This window comes from Desulfovibrio legallii, from assembly GCF_900102485.1.
GTDB lineage: Bacteria > Desulfobacterota > Desulfovibrionia > Desulfovibrionales > Desulfovibrionaceae > Desulfovibrio > Desulfovibrio legallii_A.
The window spans coordinates 20,910-40,383 of sequence record NZ_FNBX01000001.1 but is presented as its reverse complement, the minus strand read 5'-3'; the positions used below and the strand labels follow the sequence as shown (position 1 = coordinate 40,383).

The 19,474-nt window shown below is 64.7% G+C and carries 17 protein-coding genes; 11 read left to right on the top strand and 6 right to left on the bottom strand.

Going from position 1 to position 19,474, the window contains the following annotated elements; genetic code table 11:
* Window position 1: 1 nt before the first annotated feature.
* Window positions 2–1,216 (top strand): bifunctional 3,4-dihydroxy-2-butanone-4-phosphate synthase/GTP cyclohydrolase II, encoded by a 1,215-nt coding sequence (locus BLS55_RS00170; RefSeq protein ID WP_092152316.1) that lies wholly within the window; start codon window positions 2–4, stop codon window positions 1,214–1,216.
* Window positions 1,217–1,316: 100 nt separating this feature from the next.
* On the top strand, window positions 1,317–1,865 hold the full coding sequence (locus BLS55_RS00165; protein ID WP_092152315.1) for a cytochrome b/b6 domain-containing protein: 549 nt from the start codon (window positions 1,317–1,319) through the stop codon (window positions 1,863–1,865).
* 202 nt (window positions 1,866–2,067) lie between these two features.
* Here the strand turns inward: BLS55_RS00165 and BLS55_RS11735 are convergent, their stop codons facing one another.
* Window positions 2,068–2,595, bottom strand: coding sequence for a hypothetical protein (locus BLS55_RS11735; protein ID WP_143339485.1), 528 nt, complete (start codon window positions 2,593–2,595; stop codon window positions 2,068–2,070).
* Window positions 2,596–2,618: 23 nt separating this feature from the next.
* Here BLS55_RS11735 and BLS55_RS00160 point away from each other — a divergent pair, with 23 nt between their 5' ends.
* The 4 genes from BLS55_RS00160 (at window position 2,619) to ldhH (ending at window position 8,203) form a co-directional block, all read left to right on the top strand.
* On the top strand, window positions 2,619–4,004 hold the full coding sequence (locus BLS55_RS00160; protein ID WP_092152314.1) for an FAD-binding oxidoreductase: 1,386 nt from the start codon (window positions 2,619–2,621) through the stop codon (window positions 4,002–4,004).
* A 10-nt stretch (window positions 4,005–4,014) separates the two neighbouring features.
* Window positions 4,015–5,310 (top strand): (Fe-S)-binding protein, encoded by a 1,296-nt coding sequence (locus BLS55_RS00155; protein WP_092152313.1) that lies wholly within the window; start codon window positions 4,015–4,017, stop codon window positions 5,308–5,310.
* A gap of 112 nt (window positions 5,311–5,422) precedes the next feature.
* Window positions 5,423–6,049, top strand: a complete 627-nt coding sequence (locus tag BLS55_RS00150) for a LutC/YkgG family protein (protein WP_092152312.1) — start codon at window positions 5,423–5,425, stop codon at window positions 6,047–6,049.
* A gap of 3 nt (window positions 6,050–6,052) precedes the next feature.
* Window positions 6,053–8,203, top strand: a complete 2,151-nt coding sequence (gene ldhH / locus BLS55_RS00145; RefSeq protein ID WP_092152311.1) for an L-lactate dehydrogenase (quinone) large subunit LdhH — start codon at window positions 6,053–6,055, stop codon at window positions 8,201–8,203.
* 459 nt (window positions 8,204–8,662) lie between these two features.
* On the opposite strand, the gene BLS55_RS00140 is transcribed toward ldhH, so the two are convergent.
* From BLS55_RS00140 to BLS55_RS00130, 3 genes are all read right to left on the bottom strand, one after another.
* Complete coding sequence (locus BLS55_RS00140; protein WP_092152310.1) at window positions 8,663–9,082, bottom strand: hypothetical protein; 420 nt, start codon at window positions 9,080–9,082, stop codon at window positions 8,663–8,665.
* A gap of 92 nt (window positions 9,083–9,174) precedes the next feature.
* On the bottom strand, window positions 9,175–9,939 hold the full coding sequence (locus BLS55_RS12210) for a hypothetical protein (protein WP_257243065.1): 765 nt from the start codon (window positions 9,937–9,939) through the stop codon (window positions 9,175–9,177).
* A 142-nt stretch (window positions 9,940–10,081) separates the two neighbouring features.
* On the bottom strand, window positions 10,082–11,197 hold the full coding sequence (locus BLS55_RS00130) for an alpha/beta hydrolase family protein (protein WP_092152309.1): 1,116 nt from the start codon (window positions 11,195–11,197) through the stop codon (window positions 10,082–10,084).
* A gap of 80 nt (window positions 11,198–11,277) precedes the next feature.
* Between BLS55_RS00130 and BLS55_RS00125 the strand changes: the two genes are divergently transcribed.
* The 5 genes from BLS55_RS00125 to BLS55_RS00105 all read left to right on the top strand — a co-directional run bounded on the left by BLS55_RS00125 (window position 11,278) and on the right by BLS55_RS00105 (window position 15,871).
* On the top strand, window positions 11,278–11,925 hold the full coding sequence (locus BLS55_RS00125) for a DedA family protein (RefSeq protein WP_092152308.1): 648 nt from the start codon (window positions 11,278–11,280) through the stop codon (window positions 11,923–11,925).
* A 137-nt stretch (window positions 11,926–12,062) separates the two neighbouring features.
* Window positions 12,063–13,181, top strand: coding sequence for a VgrG-related protein (locus BLS55_RS00120; RefSeq protein ID WP_092152307.1), 1,119 nt, complete (start codon window positions 12,063–12,065; stop codon window positions 13,179–13,181).
* Window positions 13,182–13,188: 7 nt separating this feature from the next.
* Complete coding sequence (locus tag BLS55_RS00115) at window positions 13,189–14,823, top strand: glycosyltransferase family 9 protein (protein ID WP_092152306.1); 1,635 nt, start codon at window positions 13,189–13,191, stop codon at window positions 14,821–14,823.
* A 77-nt stretch (window positions 14,824–14,900) separates the two neighbouring features.
* Window positions 14,901–15,509: a DUF8043 domain-containing protein gene (locus tag BLS55_RS00110; RefSeq protein WP_092152305.1), complete on the top strand. Its 609-nt coding sequence runs from the start codon at window positions 14,901–14,903 to the stop codon at window positions 15,507–15,509.
* A gap of 38 nt (window positions 15,510–15,547) precedes the next feature.
* The gene (locus BLS55_RS00105) at window positions 15,548–15,871 is read left to right on the top strand and encodes a hypothetical protein (protein WP_092152304.1); all 324 of its coding nucleotides are present in this window, start codon (window positions 15,548–15,550) and stop codon (window positions 15,869–15,871) included.
* A gap of 347 nt (window positions 15,872–16,218) precedes the next feature.
* Here the strand turns inward: BLS55_RS00105 and BLS55_RS00100 are convergent, their stop codons facing one another.
* On the bottom strand, window positions 16,219–19,104 hold the full coding sequence (locus tag BLS55_RS00100; protein WP_092152303.1) for an EAL domain-containing protein: 2,886 nt from the start codon (window positions 19,102–19,104) through the stop codon (window positions 16,219–16,221).
* On the bottom strand, window positions 19,101–19,421 hold the full coding sequence (locus tag BLS55_RS00095) for a hypothetical protein (protein WP_092152302.1): 321 nt from the start codon (window positions 19,419–19,421) through the stop codon (window positions 19,101–19,103). Before BLS55_RS00095 ends, BLS55_RS00100 begins: the two co-directional genes overlap by 4 nt.
* Between the last annotated feature and the right edge of the window lie 53 nt (window positions 19,422–19,474).

The following is a 19,474-nucleotide window of genomic DNA, read 5'->3' as shown; positions in this document are numbered from 1 at the left end:
CATGCCCTTGTGCAGCATTGAAGAGGCCGTTGCCGACATCCGGCAGGGGAAAATGATCATTCTTGTGGACGACGAAGGCCGGGAAAACGAGGGCGACCTCACCATGGCCGCCGAGTTTGCCACGCCCGAGGCCATCAACTTTATGGCCAGATACGGGCGCGGGCTCATCTGCCTGCCCATGTCGCCCGAACTGATCGACCGGCTGGATCTGCCGCTCATGACCCAGCGCAACGGCTCGCGCTTCGGCACCAACTTCACCGTTTCCATTGAGGCGCGCGTGGGCGTGACCACGGGCATTTCCGCAGCGGACAGGGCCACCACCATCCTGGCTGCCGTGGCCGACAACGTGCGCCCTGACGACCTTGTGACCCCTGGGCACGTCTTTCCCCTGCGGGCCAAGGCCGGGGGCGTGCTTTCCCGCGCCGGGCAGACCGAAGGCGGCGTGGACCTCTGCAAGCTGGCCGGGCTCAGGCCCGCGGCCGTCATCTGCGAGATTATGAAGGACGACGGCACCATGGCCCGCATGCCCGATCTGGAGGCCTTTGCCCAGGAGCACGGGCTCAAAATCGCGGCGGTCAAGGATCTTATTCGCTATCGCCTGGACCGCGGGCAGGTTTCCGTGCGGCGGGTGGCCCACGCCCACCTGCCTACCCGGTTCGGCGATTTTACGGTCATTGCCTACGAAAGCGAAAACGAAGCCGGCACCCACCTGGCCTTGGTCAAAGGCGAGCTGGACGGGCCGGAGCCGGTGCTGGCCCGCGTGCACAGCGAGTGCCTGACGGGCGACGCTCTGGGCTCCTTGCGTTGCGACTGCGGCGGCCAGCTGGGCGCGGCCCTGCGCCAGATCGAGCGCGAGGGCAGGGGGGCCTTGCTCTACATGCGCCAGGAAGGGCGCGGCATCGGCCTGGCCAACAAGATCAAGGCCTACGCCTTGCAGGACCAGGGTTACGACACGGTGGAGGCCAACCGCAAGCTGGGTTTCCCCCCGGATTTGCGTGACTACGGCACCGGCGCGCAGATGCTGGTGGACCTGGGCATTCACAAAATCCGCCTGCTGACCAACAACCCCAAGAAGATTGTGGGGCTTTCGGGCTACGGCATCGAAATTGTGGAGCGGGTGCCTATTGAAATGGAAGCCTGCCCGGAAAACGAAGCCTACCTGCGCACCAAAAAAGAAAAAATGGCCCACATGCTCTCGTGTTCGTGCCTGCGCTGACGGGCCGCCCGGCGAAGCGCCACCCCCTTTCCGGGGGCGGCGCTTTTGTCTGTAGGCGGTGTAACGGGGGGCGCAAACCCCAATCACCAAGGAGAGGATTATGGCTTTGCGACAAAAACTGACTGCCCAGGCGCTTTTGCTCTGGCGTTTTCTCGGATTTTTCCAGCCGCCCGCGCTGCGTCTGCTGCACGCCGTGGCGGCTGTGCTGGTTATTCTTCAGTTCTGTACCAAGCTCTTCGGCTTCGGCTACGGGCATGTGGTCCTGGGGCTGATCCTTTGCTGGGCGGGCTTTGCCCTGGTGGTCTGGAGCCTCAAAACCCGCGGCCTGCGCCACTACTTCCCCTACCTCTGGGGCGATGCGGAGCAGCTTAAAAAAGACCTGGCCCAGCTGCGCGGCGGCAAGCGCATCCTCGCGCCCCGGCCCAAAGGCCTGGCCACCGTGGTGCAGGGCCTGGGCCTGGGCGCGCTGAGCATGAGCCTGCTTTCCGGCCTCTGGATGTATGTGGCCTGGACCCACGGCAACCCCGCCCCGGCCGCGGCCGTGGTGCACGGCATTTTTGTCTGGCTGCTGCTGGGCTATGTGCTGGGCCACGGCGGTATGGCCCTGGCCCACTTTGCCTTCTGGAAAAAAAACGCCGCCCGCAAATAGGGGCCGGGAGAGAGTATTCGGGGTGGGGGAAGGGAGCTTTTGAGCGCTGCTGTCTTCGCCCGTAACTAGCGCTGCTGTCTTCGCCCGTAACTAGCGCTGCTGTCTTCGCCCGTAACTTCCTTCGTCGTAACGGGCTAAGCTCCTTCGTCGTAACGGGCTAAGCTCCTTCGTCGTAACGGGCTAAGCTGGCCAAAAGTTCCCTTCACCCCACACCCTCTCCATCCTTCAAAAAATCTTTTCCCCGCAGGGGACGCTGCAGGCGTGCCTTGGCCGGTATTTTACATAATTGCAAATATATTGCGGTGGGGCATGGCCTGCCCCAGGCAATAAAATGGTGCGGATGCGCAATCCATGCCCCTTTGCCGTTCGGGCGGACGCTTCCCCGGCAGTTGGCGCGGCATAAAGGCGTGCGTTCCGGGCGCGGCGCTTGACGCAACGGGGCGTCGTTCTTATTTTCTGGTAAAACTCTTTGGGGCCGATACTGGGCAAATTGGAACGATTTGAGGCCGCAAACGCGGTTTTTTCCATTTTTTCTTGCTGCAATTTCGCCAGAAAGGGTTTGGACGCAGATTGTGATACCAAACTTTTTGGGGGCATCCCCTTTGCAAAGATGACAAACAACGCTATAGAACGTCATTCTCGTAAAGAAGCTGACCGCCCGACCAAACAGGCGTGCGGCATCTGGGACTGACTGGGCCTGCGCAAGGGGCGCGTGGCCTGTGGAGACCATACAGACGTGCACAAGGAGGCCCTATGGCAAGCCAGGCGTTGATTAAGGATTTTGAGGACCTGCTGGGCAAGGAGAACGTGTTCAGCTCTGAAGCCGACCTCGCGAGTTATTCCTACGATTCCGCGGTGCTGCCCGCGGTGATGCCCTCCCTGGTGGTGCGGCCCACCTCGGCGGAGCAGCTCAGTCAGTGTGTGACCAAGCTCTACGACAACGGCATCCCCATGACCGTGCGCGGCTCCGGCACCAACCTTTCCGGCGGCACCATCCCGGACAAGTCCGATACTGTGGTCATCCTCACCACGGGCCTCAACCGCATCCTTGAAATCAATTCCGACGACCTCTACGCCGTGGTGGAGCCGGGCGTCATCACCGCTCAGTTCGCCGCCGAGGTGGCCAAGAAAAATCTGTTCTACCCCCCGGATCCCGGTTCCCAGGCCGTGTCCACCCTCGGCGGCAACATCGCCGAGAACGCCGGCGGCCTGCGCGGCCTCAAGTACGGCGTCACCAAAGACTACCTCATGGGCATAGAATTTTTTGACGCCACCGGGGCCGTGGTTAAGTCCGGCTCCCGCACGGTCAAGTGCGTTACCGGCTACAACCTGGCCGGGCTCATGATCCAGTCCGAGGGCACCTTGGGCGTCATCTCCCAGGCCGTGCTCAAGCTGGTGCCGCCGCCCAAGGCCTCCCGCGCCTGCATGGCCGTATTCTCCAACGTGCAGGACGCCGCCCAGGCCGTGGCGGGCATCATTGCCGCCCATGTGCTGCCCTGTACCCTCGAATTTCTGGACAACAACACCATCGTGCGCGTGGACGACTTCACCAAGGCCGGTCTGCCCCGCGAGGCCGGGGCCATCCTGCTTGTTGAAGTGGACGGCCACCCCGCCCAGGTGGAAGACGACGCCGCCGCCGTGGAAAAGGTGCTTAAAGCCAACGGCGCCACCGCCGTGCATGTGCCCAAGGACGCCGCCGAAAAATTCAAGCTCTGGGAAGCCCGCCGCATGGCCCTGCCCGTGCTGGCCCGCGCCCGGCCCACCACTGTGCTGGAAGACGCCACCGTGCCGCGCTCCCAGATTCCGGCCATGATGCAGGCCGTTAACGACATCGCCGCCAAATACAAGGTGGAGGTGGGCACCTTCGGCCACGCCGGCGACGGCAACCTGCACCCCACCTTCCTCTGCGACAAGCGCGACGTGGAAGAATTCCGCCGGGTAGAAGAAGCCATCGACGAAATGTTTGATACGGCCATCAAGCTCAAGGGCACCCTTTCGGGCGAGCACGGCATCGGCACGGCCAAGGCCAAGTGGATGGAAAAGGAAACCTCGCGCGGCACCATTCTCTTCTCTCAGCGGATGCGGCGGGCCCTGGATCCCAAGGGGCTGCTCAACCCCACCAAACTCGTGGGCATCTAGGAGCCTTTCCATGAGTACTCTGCACGAACTGGCCCAGCGCCTCATGGCGCTGGACGACAAAATCACCGCCTGCATGAAGTGCGGCATGTGCCAGGCCGTCTGCCCCATGTTCGGCGCTTCCGGCATGGAGGCCGACGTGGCCCGGGGCAAGCTGGCCCTCATCGACAACCTGGCCCACGAAATGCTCAAGGATCCCGCCGCCGTGGGCGACAAGCTGGGCCGCTGCCTGCTTTGCGGCTCCTGTCAGGCGGCCTGCCCGCCTGGGGTCCAGATCATGGACGTCTTTATGGACGCGCGGGAAATTGTCAATGAATACCTTGGCCTGCATCCGGCCAAGAAGATGATCTTCCGCACCCTGCTGACCAAGCCGGGGCTCTTCAACTTTGCCATGCGCGTGGGCGCGCCCATGCAGGGCCTGATGTTCCGCCGCACGGGCGATACGCAGGGCACTGTCTGCGCGCCCATGCTCAACTTCATGCTGGGCGACCGGCACATGCGCCCCCTGGCCAAAACGCCCCTCCACGCCCGCTATGGCGCGCTGGACGAACCCCGGCGCAGCGGCGGCCTCAAGGTGGCCTTCTTCCCCGGCTGCATGGGCGACAAAATGTACACGGAGATGTCCGAAGCCTGTCTCAAGGTGCTGCGGCACCATAACGTGGCCGTGTTCATGCCCAAGGGCATGACCTGCTGCGGCATCCCGGCGTTGTCTTCCGGCGACGTCAAGGGCATGGCGGAGCAGATGAAGGTCAACGCGGCCGCACTGGCAAAGGGCGACTTTGATTACCTGCTGAGCCCTTGCGCCTCCTGTACCTCCACCATCAAGGAGCTCTGGCCCCGCTACGCCAACCGCCTGGGTTCCGTGGCCCAGCGCAAGGTGGAGGAGCTGGCCGCCAAGACCATGGACATCAACGCCTTCCTGGTGGACGTGCTGCAGGTGCACCCGGCGGAACACCCTCAGGGCAACGCCGTCGCCGTCACCTACCACGATTCCTGCCACCTCAAGAAATCCCTGGGCGTGGCCGCGCAGCCCCGGACCGTCATTGCCGCCAACCCGGCCTATGAGCTCAAGGAAATGGCCGAGGCGGACCGCTGCTGCGGCTGCGGCGGCTCTTTCAACCTGTTCCACTACGACTATTCGCGGCAGATTGGCCAGCGCAAGCGGGACAACGTGGTGGCTTCCGGCGCGCAGGTGGTGGCCGCGGGCTGCCCGGCCTGCATGATGCAGCTGGAGGACGTGCTTTCGCACAACCACGACAACGTGCGCGTCAAGCACACGGTGGAGATCTATGCCGAGAGTCTGAAATAACACGGCGTCCGGCGCTGTGGCGCGGGCGGTCGCCTTTTCCGGCCCAGCGGGCGCGGGAAAGGGCCGCCCGCGCGAGTCTTGCGGCCCAGGGCCGCGCACAAGGAGAAAAGTTATGACCCGAGAGGAATTGGTAGCCGCCTTTTCCGCCAAGGCCGCGGCGGTGAATGCCGTGGTGCAGGAAGTGCCCACCATGGCCGCCGCCCTGCAGTATGTGGTGGACGCCTGCGCCGAAAAGGCCCCCGCCGAGCTGCTGGCCGACGAACCCGGCACGGAGCAAGGGCCCCTGGGCCCCAACAAGGTGCCCACCCGCGTCAAGCGCGTGGTGGCCGCGCCGGAACTGAACGACGAGGATTTTGCCCAGCTGGCCAAAGCCTGTGAGGAAAAAGGCTTTCTGTGCCTGCGCGAGGGGCTGCGCAACTATCTGGCCGGCATCGACGTGGGCCTTTCCACCGCCGTGCTGGGCGTGGCCGCCAGCGGAACCTGCCTGGTCAATACGGACAATGAGGACGCGCGCCTCGCGGGCATGGTTTCGGAAATTTCCGTTATCCTGCTGCGCAAATCCGCCATTTATCCGGATCTGCCGTCCATTGCCCAGCGTCTGCGCGACCGCATGAACGAAGCTCCCGCCACCTACACCACCCTGATCACCGGCCCCAGCCGCACCGCCGACATCGAGCGTGTGGCCGCCGTGGGCGTGCATGGCCCGCTGGAACTGCACATCATTCTTCTGGAGGACTAACCCATGCACGACGCCCTCAAAAGCTCTTCGGGATACCATAAGGAACTGGACGACGCCCTTAAGGACGACTTTCTGCGCCGCACCCTGGACACCTTTGCCGTGGCCTACCGGGCCAACCGCGAGGCCGTGTTCAAAGATGTGGACGAACGCGCGCTCATCCACAAGATTGCCGAGGCCAAGGACTACGCCTGCCAGCATCTGGAAGAGCTCTACGCGCAGTTCAAGGCCGAGGCCGAAAAGCGCGGCGTGCACGTGCACCGTGCCGCCACCGCCGCCGAGGCCAACGAGATCATCATCCGCATCGCCAAGGAAAACAACGTCAAGCGGGTGACCAAGTCCAAATCCATGACGGCCGAGGAAATCGGGCTGAACCCCGCCCTGGAGGCCCAGGGCCTTACCGTGGACGAGACCGACCTCGGCGAGTGGATCATCCAGCTGCGGCACGAAGGCCCCTCGCACATGGTCATGCCCGCCATCCACCTTTCGCGCTATCAGGTGGCCGACGACTTCACCAAGGCCACGGGCGAGAAGCAGGATTCGGATATCCAGCGCCTGGTGAAGGTGGCCCGCGTGCAGCTGCGCCGCAAGTTCATCGCCGCGGACATGGGCGTGAGCGGCTGTAACTTTGCCGTGGCCGAAAACGGCGCGGTTTCCACCGTCACCAACGAAGGCAACGCCCGCATGGTCACCACCCTGCCCAGGGTGCATGTGGCCATTGCCGGCCTGGACAAGCTGGTGGCCAGCCTGGACGACGCCCTTACGGCCTTGCTGGTGCTGCCCCGCAACGCCACGGCCCAGCGGCTTACCTCCTACGTCACCTGGATGTGCGGCGCGGGCCCCTGCGGAGCAAACGCGGACAACAAAAAGATCATGCATGTGGTCTTTGTGGATAATGGCCGCACCCAGATCGCCAAGGATCCTCTGTTCAAACAGATCTTCCGTTGCGTGCGCTGCGGCGCCTGCGCCAACGTCTGCCCGGTCTACCGCTTGGTGGGCGGCCACAAGATGGGCTACATCTACATCGGCGCCATCGGCCTGATCCTTACCTACTTCTTCCACGGCAAGGACAGGGCCCGCATCCTGAGCCAGAACTGCATGGGCTGCGAATCCTGCGCCAACGTCTGCGCGGGCGGCATCGACCTGCCCCGCCTGATCCGCGAGGTGCGCAGCCGCCTCAACGCCGAGCAGGGCGCGCCGGTGGAGGCCAATCTGCTCTCCGCCGTCATGAAGAACCGCAAGCTCTTCCACCGGCTGCTTAAGTTCGCGAGCTTCGCGCAGAAGCCCTTTACCCGCGGCGAACCTTTTATCCGCCATCTGCCCATGGCCTTCCTGGGCAAGCATGGCTTCAAGGCCCTGCCGGCCATTGCCGGCAAGTCCTTCCGCGACCGCTGGCCCGAAATTGCGCCCAAGGTGGAAAATCCCGTCATGCGCGTGGCTCTGTTCAGCGGCTGCGCCCAGGACTTCATCTACCCTGAGGAGCTGGAAGCCGCCGTCAAAATCCTGGCCGCCAAGAACGTGGCCGTGGAGTTCCCCATGGAGCAGTCCTGCTGCGGCCTGCCCCTGGAAATGATGGGCCAGCGCAAGACCTCCATAGACGTGGCCAAGCAGAATATCGCCGCCTTCCGCGGGGGCAACTACGATTATATCGTGACCCTCTGCGCCAGCTGCGCCGGGCACCTTAAGCACCACTACCCGGAAATCCTGGACAAGGACTACGCCACGGTGGAGGCCCAGGCCTTTGCGGCCAAGGTCATCGACTTCAGCTCCTTTGTCCACGATGTGCTGGGCCTGAAGTCTGAGGACTTCAATAATTCCGCTCAGAAGGTGACCTACCACGCCTCCTGCCACCTCTGCCGCGGCCTGGGCGTGCACAAGGCCCCGCGCGAGCTCATTGCGGACGCGGCCCAGTATGTGCCCTGCGAGGAGGAAGAAGTCTGCTGCGGCTTCGGCGGCAGCTACTCCGTGAAGTTCCCCGAAATTTCGGCGCAGCTTCTGGAGAACAAGCTGAAGCACATGGAAGAAACCGGCGCGGACCGCCTGGTGGTGGACTGCCCCGGCTGCGTTATGCAGCTGCGCGGCGGTGCGGAAAAGAAGGGTCTTAAGATCAAGGTGGACCACATCGCCGAGCTGCTGGCCGAAAATCTGAAAAAGTAGTCCGGTTGCGCGGCGGCGTTGCCGGCCGCACTCCGGAACCTGAGAACAGCAGGGCCCCCCCGCCAGGCGGGGGCCCTGCAAGAAGAAAAGGCCGTCCCCTAAGGGGGCGGCCTTTGACGTTTGATGCTTGAGGCTTGCCGTGCGTCGCGCGCAGAGCGCGGTCTGTGCGGCCAACGAGACGGCAAGGGGCGGCTATGCGGGCCCGGCAGCCAGAACGCCGAAGGCCCCGGTGAGGTCCGCTTGCAGCAGTCCGGGAAAGGTCAGGAATCCGATGACGACGCTCATGGCCGCTCCGTGGACAGGAGGAAAGACAGCAGGGCGGCCTGACGCGGAGGCCACTCTTCATCCCGTGTAGCGCGGACGGCCGGGTATGTCCAGGGAGGGCGATTCTGCGCGCGGCGGCCAGGCCAATCCTTTTTCAGGCCTGCCGCCGCGCTTGGGGCGAAGGGGGCGGCCGCTTCAGCGCGGGCCGCTGTTGTTGCCCATGGCCGGAATGCGCCGCCAGTACCACTGGCTGACCAGGTTGCCGTCCTCCGGGTTCCACAGGCCGCTGCGTTCAAAGTAGGCCTGTACCCGCTGTTCCGCCGGGGCGGGTGTGCGGCTTGGTTCCAGGGTCTGGCGCAGGCGGAAGAAGATGCTCAGGCATTCCAGCAGGGCCAGGCCGTCCTCTTCCAGTCGGCAGCCCTGCTCCATATAGCGCGCAAATTCCAGGTAAAAGGGATTCTGGGGGTCCACTACAGCGACAAAACCCGCGCTGTCGGCGCGCAGGGCTTCCAGGCCGTCGCCGAGCAGCCGGGCCTGGGGCGCGGGCAGGGTTGCGTCTGCGGCGCAGGCTGCGCACAGCGCTTCCAGGGCGTGCGAAAATGGTGCAAAAGACATAATACGGGCTCCTCCAACAGGGTCTTGGGAGGCCTATACCCTATTCTTTATTTAAAGACAAATATATATTGCACCGCAAAACCGTGAAAGGATCAGCGCGGCGCGCGTCGGGGCTGGAGGTATTGGGGGCGGAAGAGCAGCCGGTACTGGCGCACAGGGGTCAGGTGCGGCGGGCGCGTGACCTGCCCCTCAATGGCAAGGGGCTTGTCCGAAAGGCCGAATGGCTGAAGCAGCCCGGAGCTCAAGGCCGTGTCGAGGAGGCTGCCCCCCGGCAGGTTGAGCACGGGAATGCTGCTGGCCGGGCTGCCCGCCATAAGCACGCTGCCGTTGGCCGTGGGCAGGGGCGCGCGGCCGTAGCGGGACGTGGCGTTGAGCAGACTTGGCACGGGCAGATCCGTGCGGCGCAGTATTTCCAGAAAATCGTTGCCCGTGCGGCCCACAAAGGTCACCAGCGAGCTGCCGTCCCCGTAGACCAGCAGGCTTACGGGCATGGTGCCGCCGTGGATGCCCATATAGGTGGAGCGCGCCCCGGCAGGCATGATGACCCAGCCGTCCTGACCGTTGACGGGCGCGGTTTCCGGCGGATTTTTGCCGGGCGCTTCCGAGGGCGTTGCCGGGGCCTGAGCGGCGGCCTTGGGCGGCGCGGCGGCAGGCTCCGCCGTGGGGGCAGCCGTACCCTGAACGGCCGTATCCTGAGCTGTGGCGTCCGGGGCTGCCATGCCTTGATCCGCCGTGTCCGGGGCCGCAAGGGTTTGCGCGGGCGTCGCCGTGGCGGATGCAGGCCCGCAGCAGGCCCAGAGGGCAAGGGAAAGTATGGCGAAAAAGCGGCGCATGGGCTTCCTGGTTGCGGTCGTCATGCCGTACAGATTGAAGGCCTTGACTTCGGCGCGCCGTGGTCAAGGCGCGCCCGGCGCGGGGAAACGGACCCTGAGGCGCGTGTTGCTGTGCCCAAGCTGTATGTGTTGCACCCCGCTGTGTCAAGGGGCGGGGCAGGGCGCGTCAGCCGCGCTTTTTCCGGGTCTTGGGCGCGGGGGGCGGCGCAGGCTGCGGCGCGGGCGGCGGTGGGGTGAGGTCCGGCGGGGGCGGAATGTGCGGCGGCGTGCTTGCGCCGCCCAGGTAGTGCAGAAAAAAGTCCGCCAGGGCGGCATTCAGTTTCTGGTGCTGTGCGGCGCGCGAGGGCTGCGCCATGGGGCGGCACAGCTCAGGCAGCTCAGCGGCCAGGGCTTCCGGGCAGGGGGCCGCAAAAGCGGCGGCGTCCGCTCCGGGCAGGTACAGCCAGCGGGGCTTTTTCCCCATGCTTTCATAGATGTGGCGGGCGTGCAGGGCCGGGAGGTTGTCCTGGTCCTGCTGCGCGGCGACCAGCAGCAGGGGCGGGTAGAACCAGCGGAAGGAAGCGCGCGAGAAGAGCATGCCGAAGCCGGGGGCTACGGCCGCTACGGCCCGCACCCTGGGGTCGGCCAGGCTCTTGGTCAGGGGCAGGCTGCGGCAGAGCTTGTCCATGCGCTGGCGGGCCCAGACGTTGCAGTACATGTCGGCATGTCCGGCCACGCCGCAGTAGCTGTTCCAGCCGGAGCAATCCGGCAGGGCGCCGCCCAGCAGCAGGGCCGCCGTGCCGCCGGAGCCGAAGCCCAGCACGCCGATGCGCTCCGCGTCCACGCTGGGGGCTGTCTCCGGATCGGCCAGCAGCAGATCAATGACGCCGGAAAGCTCCCGCACCCTGGCATCCAGCTGCCGCCAGGAGAAGAGGTCGTCCATATTGTCCATATTGTCGCGAGCGTGGGTGGGGGCCGCCACCACAAAGCCGCGGGAAGCCAGCCAGGAGGCCGTATCGTGGTACGAAAAGCGCGTGCCCGCCGTGCCGTGGGAGAGCAGCAGCAGAGGAAAGCGCCCTTCCGCGGGCTTGCCCCCCCGGGCGGCGGAAAACTCCCACGGCGGGTAGCTCAGGTCGCGCGCCTGCCTGGTGGAGGGGTACCAGACGTTGACGTCCAGGCGCAGCCCTTCTGCCGTGGACCACGACCCCAGGGTGCGGAAGCCCGGTTGATAGGGTTCGTCGGCTCGCGCCCCGCAGGGCAGGGCGGCCACAAGCAGGAAAAACAGGACGGCCAGGATGCGCATGCTTGAGTTGTGCCACAAGCGGCCCTGGGGTACAAGAGCGCTGCGGGGGCAGCCCCACAGTTTACCGGAGGCGTTGCGGCATGGAATTTTTGCAGTATTTCGCAGATTTTGTCCTGCACATTGACGTGCACCTGTTCGAGCTGGTGGCGCGGTACGGCGTGTGGGTTTACGCCATCCTTTTTGTCATCGTGTTCTGCGAGACGGGGCTGGTGGTCACGCCTTTTCTGCCGGGGGATTCCCTGCTTTTCGCCTCCGGGGTGGCGGCCGGGGCCGGGCTTATGGGGTATGGCGAGGTTATGGGCGTGCTGCTGGCGGCGGGCGTGGGCGGCGACGCTGCCAACTACCTTATCGGCAGGCATGTGGGACCGGCCATTTTTTCGCGGGAACACCGGTTGATCAAGAAGGAATATCTGCTCAAGGCGCATCTGTTTTATGAGCGCCACGGGGGCAAGGCCATTGTGCTGGCCCGCTTTATTCCTGTTGTGCGCACATTTGCGCCCTTTGTGGCGGGCATTGCCCTCATGCACCCGCGAACGTTTTTTGTGTACAATATCACGGGCTGCGTGCTTTGGGTTGGGGGCCTTGTTTCCGCAGGCTACTTTCTGGGCAATCTGCCCTGGGTGCGGCAGCACTTCAATATTATCGTCTATGTCATCATTGTGCTTTCGCTCTTGCCGGTGCTTATTGAGATGCTCCGCGCGCGGCGCAGCGGCAAGCGGGCGGACTGACTACGCCCCCTGTCGGCGCCTTGGCGCCGCTCCAAAAGGCTGCATACAACAGCCTGAATTTGCTTTGTGATCCGGATCTGGCACTGTCCTTGCTACCTCTTGGCCGTGGTGGACTGACCACTGAACAGGAGGCACGCATGGCGCTCTCATCATTTCTTATTCAGCCCCCTTCGGCAGGCGGCGCGGCGCAGGCCGCAGCCGTTGCGTCCCGGTCCCGCGCCGCAACCGCGGAACGGCCGGCGGATTTCGCCGCCCTCATGCGCAGCCAGGCTCCGGCGGCCGCGCAGGGCGGCGTCGCGACCGCCGTCGGGCAGGGCGTCGCGCCCCGTTCAGGCGGTCTGGTGCTGGCCGGGCGCAGCCCCAGCGACCTGCTGCGCGCCCAGACGTTCAACAAGGCGCAGGCCGACCTGCGGCAGACCAAAGCCCTGGAGGGCCTTATGCAGAGCATGGGCGGCAGCTCTACCCTGGATCTGGCCCGCAGCATGGGCACGGCCAGGCATCTGCGCGCCCTGACGCAAGGGGGGCAATCAGACACGTTACGCCTGGGCGGCGCTGGTCTGGGCGATTTTGTGCGCTCCGCGGGGAGCGGCGCGCGGCGCAAGGCCGCCGTGCCGGCGGAAGAAACGGGTCTCGGCCGCCTCTCCGCCCGGTTTGAGTCGGGGGGCGACGGCATTGCCGCCGTGGGCTATGACCGCAACGGCGGCACCTCTTACGGCAAGTACCAGGTTTCGTCGCGGGCGGGGAGCCTGGGCGATTTCCTGAATTTTCTGGACCGCGAGGCCCCGGATCTTTCACGGCGGCTGCGTTCGGCCGGTCCCGGCAACACGGGCAGCCGCCGGGGCGCCATGCCCGACGCCTGGCGGGCCATCGCCCAGGAGCAGCCGGAACGCTTTGAAGATCTGCAGGAGGCCTTCGTCCGTGAAAGCCACTATGAACCGGCGGTGGAGGCCATTGCCCAGCGCACCAATCTCAAGGCCGATACGCTCTCCACAGCCATGCGTGAAGTTATCTGGAGCACGGCCGTACAGCACGGCCCCGCGGGCGCGGCGCGCATTTTTGACCGCGCGGACGCCATGAGCGGGAACCCGGCCGACCCTGGCTACGAACGCAAGCTCATCAACAACGTGTACAAAATCCGGGTGGGGCAGTTCGGCTCCTCGGACAGCAGCGTGCAGGCGGCCGTGGCCAACCGATTCAAGCAGGAAAAAATGCTGGCCCTGAATCTGCTGGACGGCGGCGCAGCCGCCCTGGCCTGAGGCGCGCATGGACGGCAGGACGGCAGCGCCCAATACGGCGGACGCGGCGGAGGCGGGCGTCAGCCTGGTCGTCAATCTGACCCGGTTGGGCGATCTGCTCCAGAGCCAGGCGCTGATTGCAGATCTGCACCGGCGCGGGCGGCGGGTGCACCTGGTCTGTCTGGAGAATTTTGCCGCCGCCGGTGCGCTGCTGCGCCATGTGGAGCGGATCTGGCCCTTGCCCGGGCCGCGCCTGCTGGCCCTGCTGGACCGGGATTGGCGTCTGGCCGCCGGCGATCTGCTGGACTGGACGCGCGGCCTCCGGGCCGCAACAAACCCCAGGGAACTCATTAATCTCACCACCACGCTGCCGGCCCGTCTGCTGACCCGTCTGCTGGCCGGGCCGGACCGCCCGGTGCGGGGGTTTGACCTGGATGCCGAGGGCTTTGGCCGCAACAACGGGCTTTGGGCCTCTTTTCTTAACGGCACTACGGCCGGGCGGCTCAACGCGCCCTTCAATCTGGTGGATATGTTCCGCATGTTGGGCGGCCCCAGGGGCAGTGCGGCTGCCATGAGGGCAGGGGACGCCGCCCTGCGGCAACCTTCGCCGCAGGCCGGAGAGGCGGCGCGCGCCTTGCTGGCCGCCGCGCCTGCAGCGGCGCAGGGCTTTGTGGGTTTGCAGCTGGGGGCCAGCGAAGCCCGGCGGCAGTGGCCTGTGGCGCACTTTGCCGCCGTGGGGGACCGGCTGTGGCGCGAACTGCGGCTCTGCCCCGTTCTTTTGGGCGCGCCCGGCGAGGTTCCGCTGGCCGGGGAATACGCCGCCCTGGCCGCCGCGCCTTTCTGCGACGCCGTGGGCCGTACGGATCTCGCCCAGCTGGCGGCCGTGCTGGCGCACATGCGCCTGCTCATCACCAACGATACCGGCACCATGCATCTGGCCGCGGGGCTTGGCCTGCCCAGTCTGGCCTTGTTCCTCGCCACGGCCCAGCCGTGGGATACGGGGCCCTATCTGCCGGGCTGCTGCTGCCTGGAGCCAGCCATGGATTGCCACCCCTGCCCCTACAACCGCCCTTGTCCCCACGGCCTGGCCTGCCTTAAGCGCATCAGCCCCGCTTCCGTGGCCGCGCTGGTCCTGGCCTGGGCCCGCACCGGCCGCTGGGAGGACGCGCCCCTGGCGCAGGCGGGCAGGGAGGCCAGAATCTGGCTGAGCGAGCGGGATGCGGACAATTTTATGGATCTGCGCGAGCTGGCCGGTCGGGAAAGGGAGGACCGCAGCCTCTGGATGCGGCAGCAGCGGCGGTTTTGGCGTCATATTCTTGACGACATGGACCGTCCCACGTCCACGGCCCTCACGTCCGCCGCTGTTCCGGCCTGCAGCCCCAGTTTTGTACAGGAGGTGGGCGCAGCCCTGGAGCAGGCGGAGGGTCTGCTGGAGGCCATTGCGGCGCAGGGCGCGCTGGTCGGCAAAAGCGTCAGGGCGGGCGCGCTGTTGCTGCGCAATTGCGAGCGGTTGCAGCTCTTGCTGGACGGGTGCGCGCCCCTGGCCGCCCTGGGTGGCTTCTGGCGGGAGCTGCGCCAGGCCCGGGGGGAGCAGCTTACGGTGTTTTTGCAATTTTCCGGCAGGTTAGCCGTATATTTGCGGCAGTGGCGGGCGAACCTGTAAATTTTGGCATGAGTGTTGCTAGCATTTCAGCAGTCTTTTGACGGTAAATTCTTCCCCGTGGGGAGCAGGAGGAGCGTATGATTATTATCGACGGCGCCAGAAGCGAAAAGGAAATCGCCTCGTTCGGCAATCTGGAGGAAGCCCTGCTGGACCTTATGCAGGACGAGCGGCTGGAAAACCGGGTGGTGACCGACGTGCTGGTCAACAATGAAGCCTTTTCCGAAATCTACCCGCACCAGGCCGAGGATATTCTTTGCAACAGCATTTCTTCCCTGGAGCTGCGCACCGTGCCCATGGACGTCATGGCTGCGGACATGGCCGGGGAGATGGACAAGGTGGCCGCTATGATGGCCAAGGGCGCGCGGGAAGTGAGCCGCCTGTTCCGCGAAGCGGCGGATGTGGACGCGCTGGAGCTTTTTCAGGATCTGCTGGACGTGACGCGCGACTTTCTGAGCATGCTCACGGAGCTGCGCCAGCGTTGCGGTCAGGGCGGGGCGCAGGACCAGGCGAAGCGGATCGAGCAGCTTTCCGCCCTGCTTTCGGAAATGAGCGACGTAATGGAAAACGAAGACTGGGTGCTGCTGGCCGATCTGCTGGAATTTGAGTTCCTGCCCATGTGCGAAGAATGGCAGACCGTAAGCCGGCGTCTGCACACGGATATGGCGGCGGCGATCCCGGCGCAATAACCTTTTTGCGGCCTGGAAGAGACAAGCGGAGGGGGCGTATGGGACAGAGTGCGGGCTTGTTGCACGAAGCGCTGGATCTGGCGCGGCAGGAAATGGACGCCATGCGGGGCGGGGCCTACGACAAGGCCGTGGAGCTGGCTGAACGCCGCAACTCCGTAACCTGCATGGCCTGGACGGTGATGGAGGAAAGCTCGGTTGCGCAGTGCCGTGAAAGCCTGCAGGAGCTGGTGCGCCTTCAGGAATCCCTGACCAGGATGGCGCGCGAGGCGCATGAAGAAATCAAAACCCGGCTGTGCCGTTCCCGCAAGGAGCGGCGGCGGCTCTCCGGCTACCGCCAGGCCGTGGGGCAGGCGCTGCAGTAATTCTCAGAAAAGTTGCGACACGCTCGTTTCGGCGCTTGTCAGCGCAAATGCATTGCGCTCACGCCTGCACGGCGAGCTTCTGCTCATGCAGCCGCCAGGGCATTGCAACATTGCAATGCCGCACCGCTCAGACGGGATCCTCCCGCCCAATGCGACGCCGCGACGTGAATGCTTGTTCACGCCGCGGCGTCGCATTATATGGCAGCTTCCCTTGAGAACATCTGTTCCAAGGGCAAGGTCCGCTCCGGCGCTTTCGCGCAGCAGGGCCGCGCTTGCGCCCTGGCGGCGGGCGTCTGTTCATACGGCCGCAGGCGTTTCAAAAGCGAAATGCGTTTGGGGGCTCCGCCTCAGAACGGCTGTAAGGCCAGGCGGGCCTCAAATTCACGTTCCGGTTCGGGGCGGGCGTAGAAGAAGCCCTGGGCTTTGAAGCAGCCCAGGCGCATGAGAATGGCGGCCTGCTCCGCCGTTTCCACCCCTTCGCAGATGACGGCCATATCCAGCTCCAGGGCCAGGCGGATGATGTTGCCAAGGACAACCTGCGCCCGTTGGCCGGGCAGATCGCGCTGCACAAAGCTCCGGTCGATCTTGATGACGTCGGCGTTGAGCATCTGCACAAGGCCCAGGGAGGAATAGCCGGTGCCGAAATCGTCGATGGCCGTTTTGAAGCCCATCTGCTTGAGCTGGATGATCTGCATCCAGGCGGCTTCAGGGTTTTTCATAATGGCGCTTTCAGTGATTTCCACTTCCAGAAGGGCGTGGGGCACGTCATAGCGGGCGGCAATGGCGGCCAATTGGTTGGGAAAATCCTGCCGGTCAAAGTGCAGCCGCGAAAAATTGCAGGAAATGGTGTGCGTGGGCAGGTTGCGCAGCCGCCAGCTGTGCAGCGCCTTGCAGGTCTGCTCAAAAATATACAGGTCGATGCCGGTGACCATGCCGTTGCGTTCAAAGAGGGGGATAAAGCTGCCCGGCGTGAGCAGCCCCCTGGTGGGGTGGTTCCAGCGCACCAGGGCCTCGGCGCCGATGATGCTGCCCGTGCGCATGTCCACCTTGGCCTGGTACCAGGCTTCCAGCTCGCCGTTGGTCAGGGCCGTTTCCAGGCGGCTGTTGAGCTCCTGATGCAGCAGAGCTTCCTGGCGCATCTGTTCGCCATAGAGCAAAAGGCGCGTGTTTGGCATGCGTTTGGCTTCATGGCGCGCGTAGTTGGCCAGGTCCAGCATGCGCTGCACGTCGTTGCCCTCGCTGGAAATTACCTCATATGCGCCGTACACGGTGCTGATCTTATAGGGCAGGTCTTGCGAGCGCCGCCAGGCGTCCAGGGCGCTTTCCATCTGCCCCATGCGCGTGCTGAGCTGCTCCCAGCCGCTGTAGCGCAGGAGGAGCACGAAAACGTCGGAGGAAACGCGGCCGCAGCGCTCGGCAGCGGAAACCCGTCCCTGCAGAATGGAGCTGTACGCGCGGAGCACCTCATCCCCGCGGGAAAAGCCCAGTTGATCGTTGACGGTTTTGAACTGGACCATGTCACCCATGAGCAGGGCGTAGCGTTCTTGCCCGTCCTCCAGCAGCCGGGCGCAATCCTCGCGGAATTTTTCCAGATTGGGCAGGCCAGTCAAGGCGTCGCGGTAGAGCTGGGTTTCAACGCGCCGCTTGCTGCAGGATTTGACGGCTAGGGCGCAGCTCAGCAGGGCCACAAGCAAGGCGGAAAGCGCCACCGTGCCGCCCATGGCCGTTGCCGGGTTCTGGCGGATGAACTCCGTAAGGCTGACGCCGGATGGGGCGGGCAGGGCGGCCAGCACTGGGGCGTCTATGTCCTGATCGGGCAGGGTCTGCAGGCATTTGTCCAGGATGGTGAACAGCCTGTGGTCCGCCAGGGGCGAAAGGCCGATGCGCAGGTCGCTGACGCAGTTGGGCAGGACGGCCATGCGCAGCCCGGCGTAGGGCGTTTCCGTCAGGAGCGCCCGAGCCATGTGCAGGTTGGTGTACACGGCGTCCGCCCGGCCTGCCGTCAGGTCGTCCAGGCAGGCGCGCAGGCTCTGACGGTAGACGATGCGGCTGTCGGGCAGGGAGGCGGCCACCTGCCCGGAAAGCAGCAGCCCCTCCTGCAGGGCCACCCTGGCCACGGGGGCCGGGGGCGCGTCCGTGCGGCTTACGCGGACGCTGAGGGTGCGCAGGTAGGGGCGGGTGGTGCGCAATGGCAGCTTTTTATCCTGAAAAAAGTCGCCCGTCAGGCAGGCGATGGCGTCTATTTCGCCCTTGGCGGCCAGTTCCAGGGCCCTGTGCTGCGGCATGGGCACATAATGAAAGCGCAGCCCGGAGCGTTGCTCCAGCTGGGTAAAAATTTCGCGCGCTGTTCCCGCAAAAAGCCCCGTTTGGGGATCCTGGTATTGCAGGGGCGCGGCGTCCGGCGCATAGGCCACGGTAATGGGGCGCGTGTTTTTGATGAAGGATTCTTCTTCGCGGGTGAAGCTGGTGCGTCCTTTTTCAGGCGCGGCGAGGTATTTTTGGGAAAGCTCCAGGCCGTAGCGCGGGTTCTCTCTGGTCAGTCCCCGCTGCGCGGCGTTGATGCCGGCAAGCAGGTAGGCCTTGTGGGGGGCAATAGCCACATAGAAAGGTTCCGCCGCAAGCCGGAGCACTGGCTTGTACGGCAGCCCGCGGCCCAGGTAGCTTACCACTGCGCCGTCCACCTCTCCCTGCCGCAAAGCCGCAAGCATGGCAGACGCGGAAAGGAACGGCACCACGGTGACGGCAACCTCGTGGGCGCGGGCAAAGTCCTCAAAGATGGCGGTGGCCCTGGACTGCAGCACGGCCCCCACCCGCATGCCGTTGAAGGCGGACGGGCGGGCGTGGTCGTACCGGCCGTCTTCCGCGCGGACGCTGAGCGTGATGAAGGTGTTGCCCGCCGGCAGGGCGGGAAAGAGCATTTTTTGCGCGCGTTCCGGCGTGTAGAGAACGCCGGGCAGCAGGTCCGCCTCGCCCTGCTCCAGCATCCGCAGGCTGCGCGGCCAGTTCTTGCCGTCCACAGCCTCCAAACGCAGGTGCGCCCTGCGGGCTATTTCTTCAAGATATTCGACAAGAAAGCCCTGGTAGCGGCCGTCGGGCTGCCGTTGCATATAGGCGCCGAAATCCCGGTAGACCACGCGCACGGTTTCCTGGGGCCCGTCCCATGCCCGCAGCTGTGCAGGCAGCAACAGCAGCGCAAGAAAGGAGAGCAGCAGAACAAACCGTGCGTTGGTCATGGCGTGTCACGCAGTGCGTCAAAGGTGCGGGGCGCGCGGCAGGCGCGATTTTCCCCCAAAAAATAAAAGCCTGAGGGTGCGGGGCGCAGCCGTATCCGCGGCCCGGCGGCAGCCTCGCTCCGGCTGCGGTCGCAAGTTTCCTCCGGCATTTTTGCGGAGTGTCGGTGGTTCAAAAAATTTGTAGCGGTTTCGTCATCTTCCTGCAAGACGTATTTTCCCTTCTTTTCATTGAAGAAAAAGTTATTTTGGCAGAATGCTGTATTAAAAAATAGTATTTTATAGTTGTTGCGATTAAAATGCCCCAAATTTTTTGCCATCTAAGAAGTGTAATGGTAGTCTTTATTGTAATGTTCGCATTGATATATTTGCA